General features: G+C 71.9%; 12 protein-coding genes. 8 read left to right on the top strand and 4 right to left on the bottom strand.

Going from position 1 to position 14,332, the window contains the following annotated elements; translation table 11 throughout:
* Positions 1-33 precede the first annotated feature (33 nt).
* Together IE140_RS28425 and IE140_RS28420 are read right to left on the bottom strand one after the other, a co-directional pair.
* Positions 34-3,171: a DEAD/DEAH box helicase gene (locus tag IE140_RS28425; protein WP_150196876.1), complete on the bottom strand. Its 3,138-nt coding sequence runs from the start codon at positions 3,169-3,171 to the stop codon at positions 34-36.
* A gap of 151 nt (positions 3,172-3,322) precedes the next feature.
* Positions 3,323-4,327 (bottom strand): SEC-C domain-containing protein, encoded by a 1,005-nt coding sequence (locus tag IE140_RS28420; protein ID WP_150196875.1) that lies wholly within the window; start codon positions 4,325-4,327, stop codon positions 3,323-3,325.
* Positions 4,328-4,708: 381 nt separating this feature from the next.
* Between IE140_RS28420 and IE140_RS28415 the strand changes: the two genes are divergently transcribed.
* From IE140_RS28415 to IE140_RS28400, 4 genes are all read left to right on the top strand, one after another.
* On the top strand, positions 4,709-5,452 hold the full coding sequence (locus tag IE140_RS28415; protein WP_189460816.1) for a class E sortase: 744 nt from the start codon (positions 4,709-4,711) through the stop codon (positions 5,450-5,452).
* Positions 5,453-5,622: 170 nt separating this feature from the next.
* The gene (locus IE140_RS28410; protein WP_189460822.1) at positions 5,623-5,955 is read left to right on the top strand and encodes a DUF6412 domain-containing protein; all 333 of its coding nucleotides are present in this window, start codon (positions 5,623-5,625) and stop codon (positions 5,953-5,955) included.
* 148 nt (positions 5,956-6,103) lie between these two features.
* Complete coding sequence (locus IE140_RS28405) at positions 6,104-6,874, top strand: YidC/Oxa1 family membrane protein insertase (RefSeq protein ID WP_150198678.1); 771 nt, start codon at positions 6,104-6,106, stop codon at positions 6,872-6,874.
* Between the two features lie 138 nt (positions 6,875-7,012).
* On the top strand, positions 7,013-7,873 hold the full coding sequence (locus IE140_RS28400; RefSeq protein ID WP_032764965.1) for a fumarylacetoacetate hydrolase family protein: 861 nt from the start codon (positions 7,013-7,015) through the stop codon (positions 7,871-7,873).
* Between the two features lie 146 nt (positions 7,874-8,019).
* Here IE140_RS28400 and IE140_RS28395 read toward each other — a convergent pair whose 3' ends face one another.
* Complete coding sequence (locus IE140_RS28395; protein WP_150197978.1) at positions 8,020-8,505, bottom strand: heme-degrading domain-containing protein; 486 nt, start codon at positions 8,503-8,505, stop codon at positions 8,020-8,022.
* A complete protein-coding gene (locus IE140_RS28390; protein ID WP_032774896.1) occupies positions 8,502-9,629 on the bottom strand; it encodes a Gfo/Idh/MocA family oxidoreductase in 1,128 nt (375 codons plus the stop codon). Before IE140_RS28390 ends, IE140_RS28395 begins: the two co-directional genes overlap by 4 nt.
* Before the next feature lie 73 nt (positions 9,630-9,702).
* Here IE140_RS28390 and IE140_RS28385 point away from each other — a divergent pair, with 73 nt between their 5' ends.
* From IE140_RS28385 to IE140_RS28370, 4 genes are all read left to right on the top strand, one after another.
* Positions 9,703-10,845, top strand: coding sequence for an ROK family transcriptional regulator (locus IE140_RS28385; RefSeq protein WP_150197976.1), 1,143 nt, complete (start codon positions 9,703-9,705; stop codon positions 10,843-10,845).
* Between the two features lie 182 nt (positions 10,846-11,027).
* Complete coding sequence (locus IE140_RS28380) at positions 11,028-12,119, top strand: chromosomal replication initiator protein DnaA (protein WP_150197973.1); 1,092 nt, start codon at positions 11,028-11,030, stop codon at positions 12,117-12,119.
* Positions 12,120-12,236: 117 nt separating this feature from the next.
* The gene (locus IE140_RS28375; protein ID WP_150197971.1) at positions 12,237-13,007 is read left to right on the top strand and encodes a GntR family transcriptional regulator; all 771 of its coding nucleotides are present in this window, start codon (positions 12,237-12,239) and stop codon (positions 13,005-13,007) included.
* A gap of 198 nt (positions 13,008-13,205) precedes the next feature.
* The gene (locus IE140_RS28370) at positions 13,206-14,330 is read left to right on the top strand and encodes a TIGR03364 family FAD-dependent oxidoreductase (RefSeq protein ID WP_150197980.1); all 1,125 of its coding nucleotides are present in this window, start codon (positions 13,206-13,208) and stop codon (positions 14,328-14,330) included.
* Positions 14,331-14,332: the final 2 nt, after the last annotated feature.

Genomic DNA, 14,332 nt, shown 5'->3' with positions numbered 1-14,332 from the left:
CTGGGGTGACTGCTGCCCTTCGCGCTGAGGTAGTCAGCCGGCGGCGATTGCCGAGTAGGTCAACACGTCGGCCGGGATCTGATGGAAGAGCTTCCACTCGATCGCCATCGGGTTGCTGCCCGTGTGTTTGACGTACTCCGCCGGCCCCATCAGCATCCACGGCTGGGGGCCACCGATATCCGTCTGCTTGTATCGGCGTACGAAGAGTAGGACGTGCGTGCCCTTCTCCTTGTGGGTCTGGTAGCGGACACCGGTGGGTGAGCTCTCCGAAGTCTGGTTCTGTGACTCCCAGTGGAACAAGGAGTCATTGAGGGCGTAGTCCTTGTAGCGGGTCTCGGGTGAGAAGTCCTTCTCGTCCTTCTCCAGGGTGACGAGCAGGGCATCGGTCTGGATGTTCTCGCACCACTTCACGCCTTCGCGGAAGTGCCCGGGCTTCCGGCCATCCACGGAGGCCTGGCCCAGTGCGGGGAGAATCTCTTCGCGGCTGTACGAAGCGTGGATGGTCAGCGGGATGGCGGCGTGCGCCCCGAGGAGCGGTACGGGTACGTGGTCGGCCTGCTGCAGGACGTGCGCGAGCACCTGACGCAACTCGTCCCGGAACGCATGCTGGGGGCGCAGCGAGTCCAGCCCAGCTTGGTAGCTGGGGAAGTCTCCGCCCAACGGCCAGAGCGAGAAGAAGAACATGCGGGCGTACCCCTGTTCCTGCTCGCTGAGGTCGTCGTATGCAGGAGCGTCGTCGGCCAGCAAATTGCTGTACGCCGCAACCCGCAGCGGGTCATCGACGTGCAGGAAAGCCGAGACTCGCTTGAGGAGAGGCAACTCGCCTTCAGGGCCGACCGCGTCCAGGAGCTTCGCTCGACGCAGGAGGCCTGTCCACGAGTTTCCGTTGCCTCGGTAGAGCTCCTTGAGCTCCCGGCCACTCTCCTTGAGGAAGCCCGCAAGGCGTGGTTGCGCGTAGGAAGCGACCTCGCGGGCCAACTGCGTGACATTGACCCCGATCTGCGTGCGGATGTTGTCGATGATCAGATCCTTGGCTTTCGTCTCAAGGATGATCTGGCAGCCAGAGGGGAGTTGAGGGAAGTCCTTCTCGATGTTGTCGAGGAGGCGGTTGCGCGTCAGGTTCGTCAGCGCGCGGAACTGCTCTTCGAACCGGAACTCCTTGCGGTGCTGACCGATGAAGTCCAAGACGGTGAGGACTGCCTTGTCCTCGGTTCGACGCAATCCCCGGCCCAACTGCTGGAGGAAGACCGTGGCGCTGGAGGTGGGGCGCAGCAGGAGCAAGGTGTCGACGTCGGGGATGTCGAGTCCCTCGTTGAACAGGTCGACGGAGAAGATGACCTGGAGTACTCCCGAGCGCAGGTCATCCAGTGCTGCCTTGCGCTCATGCGCTGGAGTCTCACCAGACAGGGCAACTGCGTTGAGGCCCGCGCGTCGGAAGAAGTCGGCCATGAAGTGTGCGTGCGCGACCGACACGCAGAATCCCAGGGCGCGCATAGAGTCAGGGTCGGTGACCTTGTCCTTCACCGCTTGCACCACGAGGCGAGCTCGTGCGTCGTTGCCCGTGAACAGGTTGCTCAGCGCTGTTGAGTCGTAAGCGCCGCGCTTCCACGTGACAGCGCTCATGTCCGTGTTGTCGGTGACGCCGAAATAGTGGAATGGACTGAGGAGCTCATTCTCCAGCGCCTCCCAGAGGCGCATCTCCGCCGCGATGCGACCGTCGAAGAACTCGTCCTGGATGTTCAAGCCATCCATGCGTTCCGGGGTCGCCGTCAGCCCCAAGAGCTCCCGGGGTTGGAAGTGGTCCACGATCTTGCGGTAGGTGGGCGACGTACCGTGATGGAACTCGTCGATCACGATGACGTCGAAGTGATCCGGGGCGATACGGTCCAGAGCCTGTGCCGTGAGCGACTGGACGCTGGCGAACACGTGGGTCCATCGGCTGGGGATCTCGCCGCTGAACAGCAACTCACCGAAGTTCGCATCGATGAGAACGTTCTGGTAGACGCGCAAGGACTGCTCCAGGATCTCCTTGCGATGCGCCACGAACAGCAGGCGTGGGTCACGGCCGAGCGTCTGACGCAGACGCTTGTAGTCCAGCGCCGCCATGACGGTCTTACCCGTACCCGTTGCCGCGACGAGGAGATTGCGGTGTCGGTCGTGCACCGTGCGCTCGACTTCGAGGCGTTCGAGCATGTCTCGCTGGTGCGGGTACGGGCGGACCTCCAGGCCGGAAAGGGTGATGCTCGTAGACCCGGGGCGGCCACTCCCACCAGCACGGGAGAGGGCATCGTCCAGCCGCTGGGCGTCCCTGTCAGGGTCGTACGACTCGAAAGCCGGCTCACTCCAGTAGGCGTCGAAGGTCGCCTCGAACTTGCGGATCACCGAGGGCGTCGCAACGGAGGAGAGACGGACGTTCCATTCGAGCCCATCAAGGAGGGCGGCCTTGGAGAGGTTCGAGCTGCCGACGTACGCCGTGTCGAAACCACTGTCACGGCGGAAGAGCCACGCCTTGGCGTGCAGGCGGGTCGAGCGAAGCTCGTAGTTGACCTTCACCTCGGCGCCGAAGTCTCGCACCAGCCGGTCCAGAGCGCGGCGTTCGGTAGCGCCGATGTAGGTCGTCGTGAGTACGCGGATGGGAATGCCGCGCTCGCGCGCCGACGACAGAGACTTCTCCAAGACGCGGAGTCCGTGCCACTTCACGAACGCGCAGAGGAGGTCGACTCGGTCGGCGGTGGCCAGCTCGGAGCGCAGCTCGAAGCCGAGGCTGGGGTCCTCGGGAGAGTTCGTGATGAGAGCCGTCTCGGACAGCGGGGTCGCTGGGCGTATGGCGTACACACCCGGGGCTTCCTGCTCCGCGACGGCCAACAGCTGTCGCGGCCCATCGGTGACGAGGTCGACCCACTCGGTCGCGCCCTCGATCGTATTGAGCGATTCCAGGATGTGATTGGCCGCAATCACCTGCTCGGCAGGGGAGAGGCCTTGGAGCACCCGACGCACTGTGGCGCCGATATGGCGGGAGAGGACATGGGGCGCCGACTCTGTGCCGACTGAGGCTTCGACGGAGTGCCAGCCCGCGGAGTCGAGTTGCTTCATCCGCTCGGCGAGCCGATGCGTGATGAGTGATTCATAGAGCCCAGCAACTGGCGCTTCAACCGGAAAGTCGTTGGGCATGCCCCGAGTCCCCCTCATTTGGCTGCGCACTGCATATGCAGTTGTATCAAGGAGGTCTGACAGCCGGACCCTACGGCTGGCGAAAAGCAGCAGGGGCCGCCGCCCGAGAAGTCGTGGGCGGCGGCCCCTGCTAGGGACGTACACCAGAGGCTCAGACCCCGTGGCACCCCCCATAAGCCTCCCCCGACCCGCACCAGCAGGCTGCCGTGCGGGACGGGGGCCACGGGATCGCGCGGCCCCGGGCGGCGAGGGTGGTGGCGTACTGGGGGAGGAGGCCCGGGTCGGACGGGGAGGCGGACTCCGAGGCGGCGAACGCCTCGTACGAGGGGACCGTGCCCGTGACGATGCCCAGGTTCGGGGTGCCCGTGGAGTGGAGGTCGCGCAGGGACGCCTCCAGACGGGCCAGGTGGGTCGTGCGGTCCACGTACTCCTCGGTCAACTCCGGGTACGCCGTGAGCAGTTCGCGGAGCTCCTGTTCCGGCCAGTGCAGTACCGCCACCGGGAACGGGCGGGACAGCGCCGTGCGGTACGTGCCCAGCTCCGCGCGCAGACGGGCGATCTCGGCCTTCAGCTCCACCGGGTCCGAGGAGCCCAGCGACCACAGGCGCTTCGGGTCGTGCAGCTCGTCCAGGGGCACCGCGGCCGTGTGCAGCTCGCCGGCCAGCTCGTCCCAGGCGTCGTGCTCCAGGCCCATCAGCCTGCGCACCCGGTGGCGGCCGGTCAGCAGGGACTGCGTGGCGTACGGGACCTCCTCGCCGGGGGCCAGCAGCAGGGTCAGGGCGGTGGAGAGGAAGTCGTGCGCTTTCTCCAGCTCGTCGTGCGCCTCCAGGGTCTCCGCGGCCACCTGCCACGGCGCGGCGTTCAGCGGGCCGGCGGTTCGGATGCCGTCGATGATCGCCCGGGCCTCGGCCTCGTGCCCGTACTCCCAGAGGTTGGCCGCTTTCAGGGCCTTGATCAGGTGCGGGTTGTCGACGGTCGCCTCGGGGGCGGCGAGCAGGTCGTCGTAGAGCGTGCTCGCGCGGGCTCGGTCGCCCGCGAGTTCCAGGTGGGCCGCGGCCTGGAGGATCAGCGGTTCGTGGTCCTCGGGGTACTGCGCCGCGGTGCGGAGCAGACGCTCGGCTTCGGTGGTGTGGTCGGCAGGCGTGTCGGGGCGCATGGACCACACGGTACTGCCGGACGGTGACAGCGGGGAGAAGAGGACGGGGGAGGAGAAGCGGGAGATGTCTGGAGAGTTGTGAGGTTTGCCCCTACCGTGCGCCCCGAGTCTTCAACGGTGTGCGGTCGTGCGCCCCGAGGCTTGCGGTGCGGGAAGGCGACGGTGGCGGTGACGGTGACGTCGATACGGAGGCGGGGAGCCGGGCGAGGGCGTGAGGCGTTGTCCGGAGTGCGTGGCGGTGGCCGTGGCGGTGGGGTGTTGTCCGGTGGGCGTGGCCCTGGCCGTGGCCGTGGTGGCCGCGGGCGCGGCCCTGGCCGTGGTGGTGGGCGTGGCCATGGTCCCGGTCGTGGTGGTTCGCATCTTCTTGCCCGTGGGCTCTGGGTGTCCGCCGAACTCGTCGTCACCCTCGGTGTCGTCCTGCTCCTCCTCGTCGTCCATCAGCTCTGGTGGACCAACCGCGAGGCCCGCGCCGATGCCGGGCGCACCGTCCGGAGCCTTCAGCGGGAGTGGGAAGAGCCCGCCCCCGCGCCCGCCCCCGCCCCCGCGCCCGCGCCCGCCCCCGGCCCGGGTGGTGGTGAGGGCGCGGTCGACGGGGGGCCTCGTCCCTCGGCCTCCGGTCGTGGGGCCGCCCCCGCGCCCGCCCCGGCCGCCCGGCCCCGTACCGCCCCCCGCTGGGACCAGGCCTACGCCGTCCTGCGCATCCCCCGGATCGGGCTCACCGCCCCCGTCGCCGAGGGCACCAGCAAGGGCGGGGTGCTCGACCGGGGGTACGTCGGGCACTACACCCGTACCGCGCAGGCCGGGCAGGCCGGGAACTTCGCGCTCGCCGGGCACCGCAACACCCACGGCGAACCCTTCCGCCGCATCGACCGGCTGCGCAGCGGCGACCGGATCACCGTCGAGACCCGGGACGCCGTCTACACGTACACCGTCGGCAAACGCCTCGCCCGGACCGCGCCCTCCGACAGCGGGGTCATCGCGCCCGTGCCGCGCAGCAACATCACCACCTCCGCCGGCTACAGCGAACCCGGCTACTACCTCACCCTCACCACCTGCACCCCCGAGTTCAGCTCCCGCTACCGCCTCGTCGTCTGGGGGAAGCTCACCGCCATGCGCCCCCGGTGACGATCCCGGGAACCCGAAGGCCGCCCCGGCGCATCGTGTATAACGAAAGAGGGCCGTTCACTCCGATGGGCGGCACCCCGCAGGAACGGCACGAGGGCCTCCGCACAAACGGCACGAGGGCCTGCGGAACGGTTCGAGGAACGGCATTCGAGGAACGGGAGGTGCACATCGTGCGGGACGTCAACGCCCTGCGCCGCGCCTTCGCCCGGCTGCTCCGGCCCGCCGGACTCGTCCTCCTCTTCCTCACCGAGGTCCTCCTCGCCGAAGGCGGCAGCCTCTCCGCCGCCGTCGCGCTCGCCGCCACCGCCGCGGCCGGGTCCGCCCTCCTCGCCTGCGCCGTCATCAGCGCCCGCTGCGCGGCCCCGGTGCCCCGCACCCGGGTCCGTACGGCCATCAGGGACCGGGAGCGGCGCACCGCGTTCCTCCCTCAACGCGACCCCGACGCACGAGGGCGCACCAGGCCCCGGGCACCCGGGTACGCCCTCCTGACGGCCGCCGCGTAGCGCAACCCCGCACCTCCCGCCCGTACCTCGCGTACGTGCGCCGGGCCCAGGACGGGTGCGCCCCGCGCCGGTCGTCATGCCGAGTGATCACCCCCGTACCTCCTCGCAGGTACCTCCCGGCACAACGAGACCCTCGGAGGGCTCACCCATGTCCGCCTTCATGTCCGCTTTCGCGAGCCTGGTCGGCTCCCTCGCCGACCTGCTCCAGCCGATCTTCCAGACCGCGTCCACCGCCGCCGCGATCATCCTGTTCACCGCGCTCGTCCGGCTCGCCGTCCACCCGCTCTCCCGGGCCGCCGCGCGCGGGCAGAAGGCCCGCAGCAGGCTCCAGCCCCAGATCGCCGAACTGCGGAAGAAGCACGGCAGGAATCCCGAGCGGATGCAGAAGGCGATCATGGAGCTGCACGCCGCCGAGAAGGTGTCGCCGCTCTCCGGCTGCCTGCCGAGCCTGCTCCAGATGCCCGCGTTCTTCCTGCTCTACCACCTGTTCTCCAGCAGCTCGATCGGCGGCGAGCCCAACGCGCTGCTCAGCCACGACCTGCTCGGCGCGCCGCTCGGCGGGCGCTGGCACGACGCGCTCGCGCACGGCGGCCTGTTCGGCGGCCAGGGGCTGGTCTACCTGGGGCTCTTCGTGATCGTCGCCGCCGTCGCCACGTTCAGCTACGGACGCACGAAGCGGCAGATGGCCGCCCATCCGATGACGCCCGCCGCCGGCCCGGACGGACAGCCCGTGCCCGGGATGGGCGCGATGACCAAGCTCATTCCGCTGCTGTCCTTCTTCACCCTGATCACCGTGGCCGTCGTCCCGCTGGCCGCCGCCCTGTACGTCGTCACCACGACCACCTGGACCGCCGTCGAGCGGGCCTGGCTCTACCGCGACATGCCGGTCGCCGGTGGCGCCATGGCCACCGCGGCGTAATCGGCGCGGCCGATGCGCCGGTCCAGTGTGTGAACGAGGTCTTGCGGAGTGATCCGATCTCTTGGACGATCAGCCAAGCCCCTCGGCGGCCGCACCCCGCCGAAGGGCTCTCCACCTCGATCAAGAGGAGTTGGACCGTTGAAGCTGCTTCGAGTCGGTACGGCGGGCGCCGAGCGTCCCGCACTTCTCGACCGCGACGGGACTCTGCGTGATCTGTCGGGAATCGTCCCCGACATCGACGGCGAACTGCTCGCCGACGCCTCCGCGCTCGCCCGCGTACGGGCGGCCGCCGAGACCCCCGGTGTGCTGCCCGCCCTGGACGCGACGGGGCTGCGGATCGGTCCGCCGGTCGGACGCATCGGCAAGATCGTGTGCATCGGGCTGAACTACTACGACCACGCGACCGAGACGGGAGCGGAGATCCCGGCCGAGCCGATCCTGTTCTTCAAGGCCCCCGACACCGTCGTCGGGCCCGACGACACCGTCCTCGTACCGCGCGGCAGCCGGAAGACCGACTGGGAGGTCGAGCTCGCCGTCGTCATCGGGCGCACCGCCCGCTATCTGGGCTCCGCCGAGGAGGGGCTCGCCCATGTCGCCGGGTACGCCACCGCCCACGACGTCTCCGAGCGCGAGTTCCAGATCGAGCGCGGCGGCACCTGGGACAAGGGCAAGAACTGCGAGACGTTCAACCCGCTGGGCCCCTGGCTCGTCACCGCCGACGAGGTGCCCGACCCGCAGGCCCTGCCGCTACGCCTCTGGGTCAACGGCGAGCTGAAGCAGAACGGCACCACGGCCGAGCAGATCTTCCCGGTCGGCGAGGTCGTCCGCTACCTGAGCCACTTCATGACCCTCTACCCGGGCGACATCATCAACACCGGTACGCCCGCCGGGGTCGCCATGGGGCAGCCCGAGCCCAAGCCGTACCTGAAGGCGGGCGACGTGGTGGAGCTGGAGGTGGAGGGGCTCGGCCGACAGCGGCAGGAGCTGAAGGACGCCTAGGCGGGGGCGGGGGGAGGGGGTGCCGCCGTCGTCCCGCGTACGTACGGGTGACGGCGCCCCCTTTCCCGTACGGTCTGCTCAGCCGCCCGGCCCGGCTCCCCGTACGGGCTGCTCAGCCGCCCGGCCCGCCTCCCCGTACGGCCGGATCAGAGCCCCGGCGTCGCCGTGAACTGCTCCAGCGCCTCGACCACCATCGCGTGGTCCTCGGCCTGCGGCAGCCCGGAGACCGTGACCGTGCCGATCACGCCCGCGCCCTCCACCGCGATCGGGAACGAACCGCCGTGCGCGGCGTACGTGTCCGGGTCCAGGCGCGAGGACTCCTCGAACGTCGTGCCCTTCGCGCGGAACCGGGTGCCGACCAGGTACGAGCTCTCGCCGTACCGCTCGACCACCTTGCGCTTGCGGTCGATCCACGCGTCGTTGTCCGCGCTCGAACCCGGCAGCGCCGCGTGGAACAGCTGCTGCGCCCCGCGCCGGATGTCGATCGCGACCGGCGCGTGCCGCTCCCGGGCCAGCTCGACCAGCAGGCTGCCCAGCGCGAACGCGTCGTCGTGGGAGAAGCGCGGGAGGGTGAGCCGGCGCTCCTGGGCGATCAGCTCGGCGATGGTGGGGAAGGGGGAGGTGGTGGTCATGCGCGCCGCTCCTCTGCGTCGTGGTGCGGGAGAAGGGTGACCGAGACGCCTTCGCGCGCCGAGCGGCGGGCGGCCTCCAGGACGTCCAGGGCCGCGGCCGCCTGGAGCGCGGTGACCGGGTTGTCGCCCGTGCCGCGGATCGCGGCGGCGACGGCGGCGTAGTACGCGGGGTAGTCGCCGGGCAGCGTACGGACCGGGGTGCCGCCGCCGGTCAGCGGGGACTCGCCGGAACCGACGCGGCCCCACATCTGCTCCACCTCCTCGCCCCACGGCTCGCCGGCCACCGGGCGCAGCCCCTCGCGCAGGGCCGCCTCCTGCGGGTCCAGGCCGTACTTCACATAGCCCGCCGCCGAGCCGAGCACGCGAAAGCGCGGGCCGAGCTGGGCCGTGGTGGCGCTGACGTACAGATGCGAGCGGACCCCGTTCTCGTGCGTGATCGCGATGAACGTGTCGTCGTCCGCCGCCGCACCGGGACGCCGTACGTCGGACTCCGCGTACACCTGGACGGCCGGGCCGAACAGCACCAGCGCCTGATCGACGACATGGCTGCCCAGGTCGTACAGCAGACCGCCGATCTCGTCCGGGTCGCCCGACTCGCGCCAGCCGCCCTTCAGCTGCGGCCGCCAGCGCTCGAACCGGGACTCGAAGCGCTGCACCTCGCCCAGCTCGCCGTCGGCGATCAGCGCGGCCAGGGTGCGGAAGTCGTTGTCCCAGCGGCGGTTCTGGAAGACCGAGAGCAGCAGCCCGCGCTCCTCGGCGAGAGCGGCCAGCTCGCGCGCCTCGGCGGCGGTCCCGGCGATCGGCTTGTCCACGACGACGGGCAGCCCGGCCTTCAGCGCGGCCGTCGCCAGCGGGACGTGCGTCTTGTTCGGGGAGGCGATCACGACCAGGTCCAGCTCGTCCGCGCGCTCCCACAGCTCGTCCGGCGAGGCGGCGAACCGGACCTTCGGATGGGCGGCGCGGGCCTCCGCCCGGCGCTCCTCGTTCGACGTGACGACCGTGTCGAGGACCAGGCCGTCGGTCGCGGAGACCAGCGGGGCGTGGAAGACGGAGCCGGCCAGGCCGTAGCCGACGAGGGCGACGCGGAGAGGGGCGCCGGAGGCGGCGGGGGCGTTGGGGGTCATGCGATCCACTTAAGCAACGCTGTTGCCAAAGTGCAAGCGACCGGCACAATGGGGTGGTGAAGGGGAGTGAGCGGTGAACAGGAGCAGAACGAGGGCCCCGGCGGGGGTGAACCTCCCAGCGCTGCGCCACCACAACGCCGCGCTGGTGCTGGACCTGCTGCGGGCCGCCGGGGCGGAGGGCATCAGCCGGCTGGAGCTCGCCGAGGGCACCGGCCTCACCCCGCAGGCCGTCAGCAAGATCACCGCCCGGCTGCGGGAGGACGGCCTCGCCGCCGGCGCGGGCCTGCGCCCCTCCACCGGCGGCAAACCGCGCACGGTGCTGCGGCTGGTCCCCGACGCCCAGTTCGCCGTCGGCCTCCACCTGGACCGCGACGGGCTCACCGCCGTCCTGGTCGACCTCGCGGGCCGGCCCGTCGCCGTCACCACCGCGCCCCTCGACCTCGGCGCTCCGGCGGAGCGGGTCCTCGCGGACGCGGCCGACGCCGTACGGGACCTGTGTGCGGCCGAACCGCACAAGCCGGTGCTCGGGGTGGGCGTCGCGGTGCCCGGACCGCTCGACCACCGGGACGGCGTGCTGCACCGGGTCACCGGATTCCCGCGGTGGGACGGCTACCCGCTGCGCGCCGCCCTCGCCGAGCGGACCGGGCTGCCGGTGGTCCTGGACAAGGACACCAACGCCGCCGCCCTGGCCCTCGCCCTCGGCGGCGCGGGCGGTGGCGACTTCGCCTACCTCCACCTCGGTACGGGTCTCGGCGCGGGCCTGGTCCTCGGCGGCGAGGTGCACCGGGGGGCGCGGACGGGGGCCGGCGAGTTCGGGCACCAGACCCTCCAGCTGGACGGCCCGCTGTGCGGCTGCGGGGGGCGCGGCTGCATCGAGGCCCTGTGCCTGGCCGCCGAGGCGCGCGGCGACCGGGGCGAGGCGGCCCGGGTCCTGGGCACGGGCGCGGCGAACCTGGTCGGCCTGCTCGACATCGACCGGGTGGTCCTGGGCGGCCGGACGGTGGCCGCCGACGAGGACGCGTACGTACGGGGCGTCCGGGCCGTGATCGAGGAGCGGGCCGCCCGGGGCGGAGCGGGTGCGGGCGTGACCGTCACGGTCGCCGGGGGCGGGGACCGGCCGGTCGCGGAGGGCGCGGCGCAACTGGTGCTCGCGCCGGTGTTCGGCCGGATCGGGGAGGAGAAGCGGGTGGGGGAGGAGAAGGAGGATCGAGGGTAGGGCCTCGCCGGCCGTTGCTCCTTCCGCTCCCCCTGACCCAGGGGGATGCAGTCGGGTGATCCTATTAATCGTGTCGGCATGTCGACTCTCTGAGTTCGCGCGCGCGTGATGACGTCGGAGGTCACCACCGGCGGCCCCCGCCAGGGCCCCGGTCGTCCCGCGAGCAGCGAAGGGTGACCCCCATGCCCCCCACCTCCGGCGCACGGCCACGTGACGGCCGTACGCTCGCCGCCCTCGGGCTGGTCGCCGGGATCACGGTGCCCGCCGCGCTCCTGGGCGGACCGCAGGCGACGGCCCTGCCCGCCCCGGCGGTCTCCGCCTCCTTAGCCGCAACCGCACCCGCGGATGTACGAGCCGTACGCGCCGCGAACGCGGACGACGAGCAGCCCGTGTGCGGTGACCCCAAGGCCAAGGACTTCCCCATCGAGGCCCGGATCCAGGACGCCCCGGGCCGGTACGCCTCCGGCGGCGGCTACGGCACCTGGTTCCTCGACCTCACCAACACCACCGACACGTCCTGCCAGGCCCTGCACCCGGTTCTCGTGCTCGCCGACCGCGACCGCAGGCTGACGTCGGACCAGATCCAGCTGGAGTTCTCCGAACCCGGCAGCCCGGAGAAGGAGCACCGCGTCACCTGGGAGTCCACCGACCACGACGAGCAGATCGGCGTCTTCGGCGACCCGTTCCCCGGGTTCACCGTTCCCGCCGGGGAGACCGTCTCCGTACGCGTCCGGATGGCGTTCACCTCCGACACCGCCCCCGGTCCGGTCACCGCGCACGCGGCCGTCGTCCAGCGCCGCCACCAGGACAAGGGGAAGGGCGGCGCGCGCGAGGACGGTGAGTGGGTGGGGGAGTCGGAGGAGTACCCCTTCGTGATCGTCGACGGCGCCACGGGCGGCATCCGCGAGCCGGACGGCCCCCGCACCGAGCGCCCCGACCCGGAGCGCACCGCCCCCGCCACCGGCACCCGCACGGACCGGCCGGGCGATCCCGACGGCCGCCGCGAGGACCCCCGTACCGACTCCGGCACGGGCCGGGACCCGGCCCCGGACAGCGACTCCGGCCCCCGGCCGCCGGCCCGCCCGGACGGGAACGACCGCGGCGAGGAGAGCCCCGGGCTGCCGGCCCGCGACGGACTCGGCCGCCCGCTCCCCGAACTCGCCCGCACCGGACCGGCGTCGACGGCCTGGACCGGGGTCGCCGCCGGGGTGTTCCTGCTGGCCGGGGCCGCCCTGCTGCGGCACGCCCGCCGGGTCCGCCGCGCGGGGGGCTGAGGGCCCCGGGGTCGCGGCCCGCCGCAACGCCTGACGGTACGGGCACGGGGCCGCGACCCCGTGCCCGTACCGGCGCCCGTACCGGTCCGTTCACCCGCGTCTGCCATCATCGGGCGCGTGGACTACCCGAACGACCAGGCACCTGGCGCACCGATCCGCTCCGGCATCCCCGAGCACGGCCGTATCCCGAAGTACTACGCGGTCAAGGCCCGTATCGCGGTCCTGCTCGACGAGTTGGGCGAGGGCGGACTCCTGCCCACCGAGCGGGAACTCGCCCAGCTGCACGAGGTCTCGCGGGAGACCGTCCGCCAGGCCCTGCGCGAACTCCTCCTGGAGGGGCGGCTGCGCCGGCAGGGGCGCGGCACCGTCGTCGCCGGGCCCAAGCTGGAGCAGCCGCTCTCGCTCGCCAGCTACACCGAGGGCGTCCGCCGTCAGGGCCGGCGGCCCGGGCGCAACCTCATCGGCCTGGACCGCTTCCCCTGCCCCGAGGCGCTCGCCGCCGAGGTCGGCGTCGAGCGGGGCGAGCCGGTCTGGCACCTGGAGCGGGTGCTGCTCGCCGACGACGAACGCGTCGGCCTGGAGAGCACGTACGTCGGTGTCGCCCGCGTCCCCGACCTGGACACGGCGTTCGACCCGGACTCCTCCTTCTACGCCCACCTCCGCGACGCGCTCGGGATCTCCTTCGGCGACGCCGACGAGCGGATCGAGACCGTGCTCGCGACCCCCCGCGAGGCCCTGCTCATCGGGACCCCGCCGGCCCTGCCGATGCTCCTGATCCACCGCCTCTCCCGGGACACCGACGGCCGGCCGCTGGAGCGCGTGCGGACGCTGTTCCGGGGGGACCGGTTCTCCTTCTCGGCGCATCTGCGGGGCGAGGGGCAGGGCTGAGAGCGGAGAGCCGGGAGCCGGGAGCCGGGTGGGCAGGATCGCGGGCCGCTGTCCCATCGCCATCCGTACGGTTCGCCCTCCGTACGGCCCTTCAGGTCACGGAAACATAACGGGTCTGGGCCAAACTTGCGGGGTCGTTCACCGTCCCGTCGATGACCGGACGTGTCCGGGACACCCGTCCCCAGGAGCGTGGCCGACGTGAGAGTCATCGTCGTAGGAGCCGGCGTGGTGGGAACCATGCACGCCTGGCACGCAGTCAGCCGCGGCCACGAGGTCGTACAGATCGAGCGCGAGAGCGAGGCGCGCGGGGCATCGCTCCGCAATTTCGGACAGATATGGATCAGCGGCCGGGCCGGTGGCGAGGAGCTGCAGACCGCCCTGCGCGCCCGTGAGTTGTGGGAGGGCATCGGCGAGCGGGTGCCCGGGCTCGGCTTCCGGGCCTGCGGTTCGCTCACCCCGCTGCGGACCGCACGCGAGGTCGCCGTCGCCGAGGCCGCCGTCGCCCGGTCCGACGCGGCGGCGCGCGGCTACAAGCTGCTCACCGCCGACGAGGCCCGGGCGGTCAACCCGGCCCTGCGCGGGGCGTTCACCGCGGCCCTGTGGTGCGAGCGGGACGCGGCCGTCGAGCCCCGCACCGCCCAACTCGCCCTCAAACGGGAGCTGCTGGCCTCCGGGCGGTACACCTACCTCGGCGGCCGTGAGGTCCGCGAGGTCGTCGGGACCGCCTCGGTGCGCGACGACCACGGGGACGTCCACACCGGCGACGCCGTCGTCCTCGCCACCGGCGCCTGGCTCGGCGGGCTCGTCCGCGAACTCGCCGGGCCCGGGCTGCCCGTGCGCCGCGTCCGCCTCCAGATGATGCAGACCGACCCCCTCGGCGAACCCCTCACCACCTCCGTCGCCGACGCCGACAGTTTCCGCTACTACCCCGCCTACCGGGGCGAGGCGCTCGACGCCCTCAACGCCGGACAGGCCCAGGACCCCGTCGCCGCCGAGCACCGCATGCAGCTCCTCATGGTCCAGCGCCGCGACGGCGGGCTGACCATCGGCGACACCCACGAGTACGAGCACCCCTTCGCCTTCGACACCGTCGAGGAGCCGTACGAGCACCTCACCCGGGTCGTCGAGGCCTTCCTCGGCCGCCCGCTGCCCCGTATCCGCCACCGCTGGGCGGGCGTCTACGCCCAGTGCACCGACACCGCACGCGTCGTCCACCGGCAGCAGGTGCGCGACGGGGTCTGGCTCGTCACCGGACCCGGCGGGCGCGGCATGACGTGCTCGCCCGCCATCGCCGAAACGACCGCCGACCAACTGGGCTGGTGAAC

It is taken from the genome of Streptomyces parvus, from assembly GCF_014648875.1.
Lineage (GTDB): Bacteria > Actinomycetota > Actinomycetes > Streptomycetales > Streptomycetaceae > Streptomyces > Streptomyces parvus.
The sequence above is the reverse complement of the archived record's forward strand: the minus strand, read 5'-3'. Positions and strand labels throughout refer to the sequence as shown.

Bases quoted from the DNA above. Each gene is read 5' to 3' on its own strand.
- IE140_RS28420 (WP_150196875.1), bottom strand. From the start codon at position 4,327: ATGCGCCCCGACACGCCTGCCGACCACACCACCGAAGCCGAGCGTCTG.
- IE140_RS28395 (WP_150197978.1), bottom strand. From the start codon at position 8,505: ATGACCACCACCTCCCCCTTCCCCACCATCGCCGAGCTGATCGCCCAG.
- IE140_RS28405 (WP_150198678.1), top strand. From the start codon at position 6,104: ATGTCCGCCTTCATGTCCGCTTTCGCGAGCCTGGTCGGCTCCCTCGCC.
- IE140_RS28425 (WP_150196876.1), bottom strand. From the start codon at position 3,171: ATGCCCAACGACTTTCCGGTTGAAGCGCCAGTTGCTGGGCTCTATGAA.
- IE140_RS28390 (WP_032774896.1), bottom strand. From the start codon at position 9,629: ATGACCCCCAACGCCCCCGCCGCCTCCGGCGCCCCTCTCCGCGTCGCC.
- IE140_RS28380 (WP_150197973.1), top strand. From the start codon at position 11,028: ATGCCCCCCACCTCCGGCGCACGGCCACGTGACGGCCGTACGCTCGCC.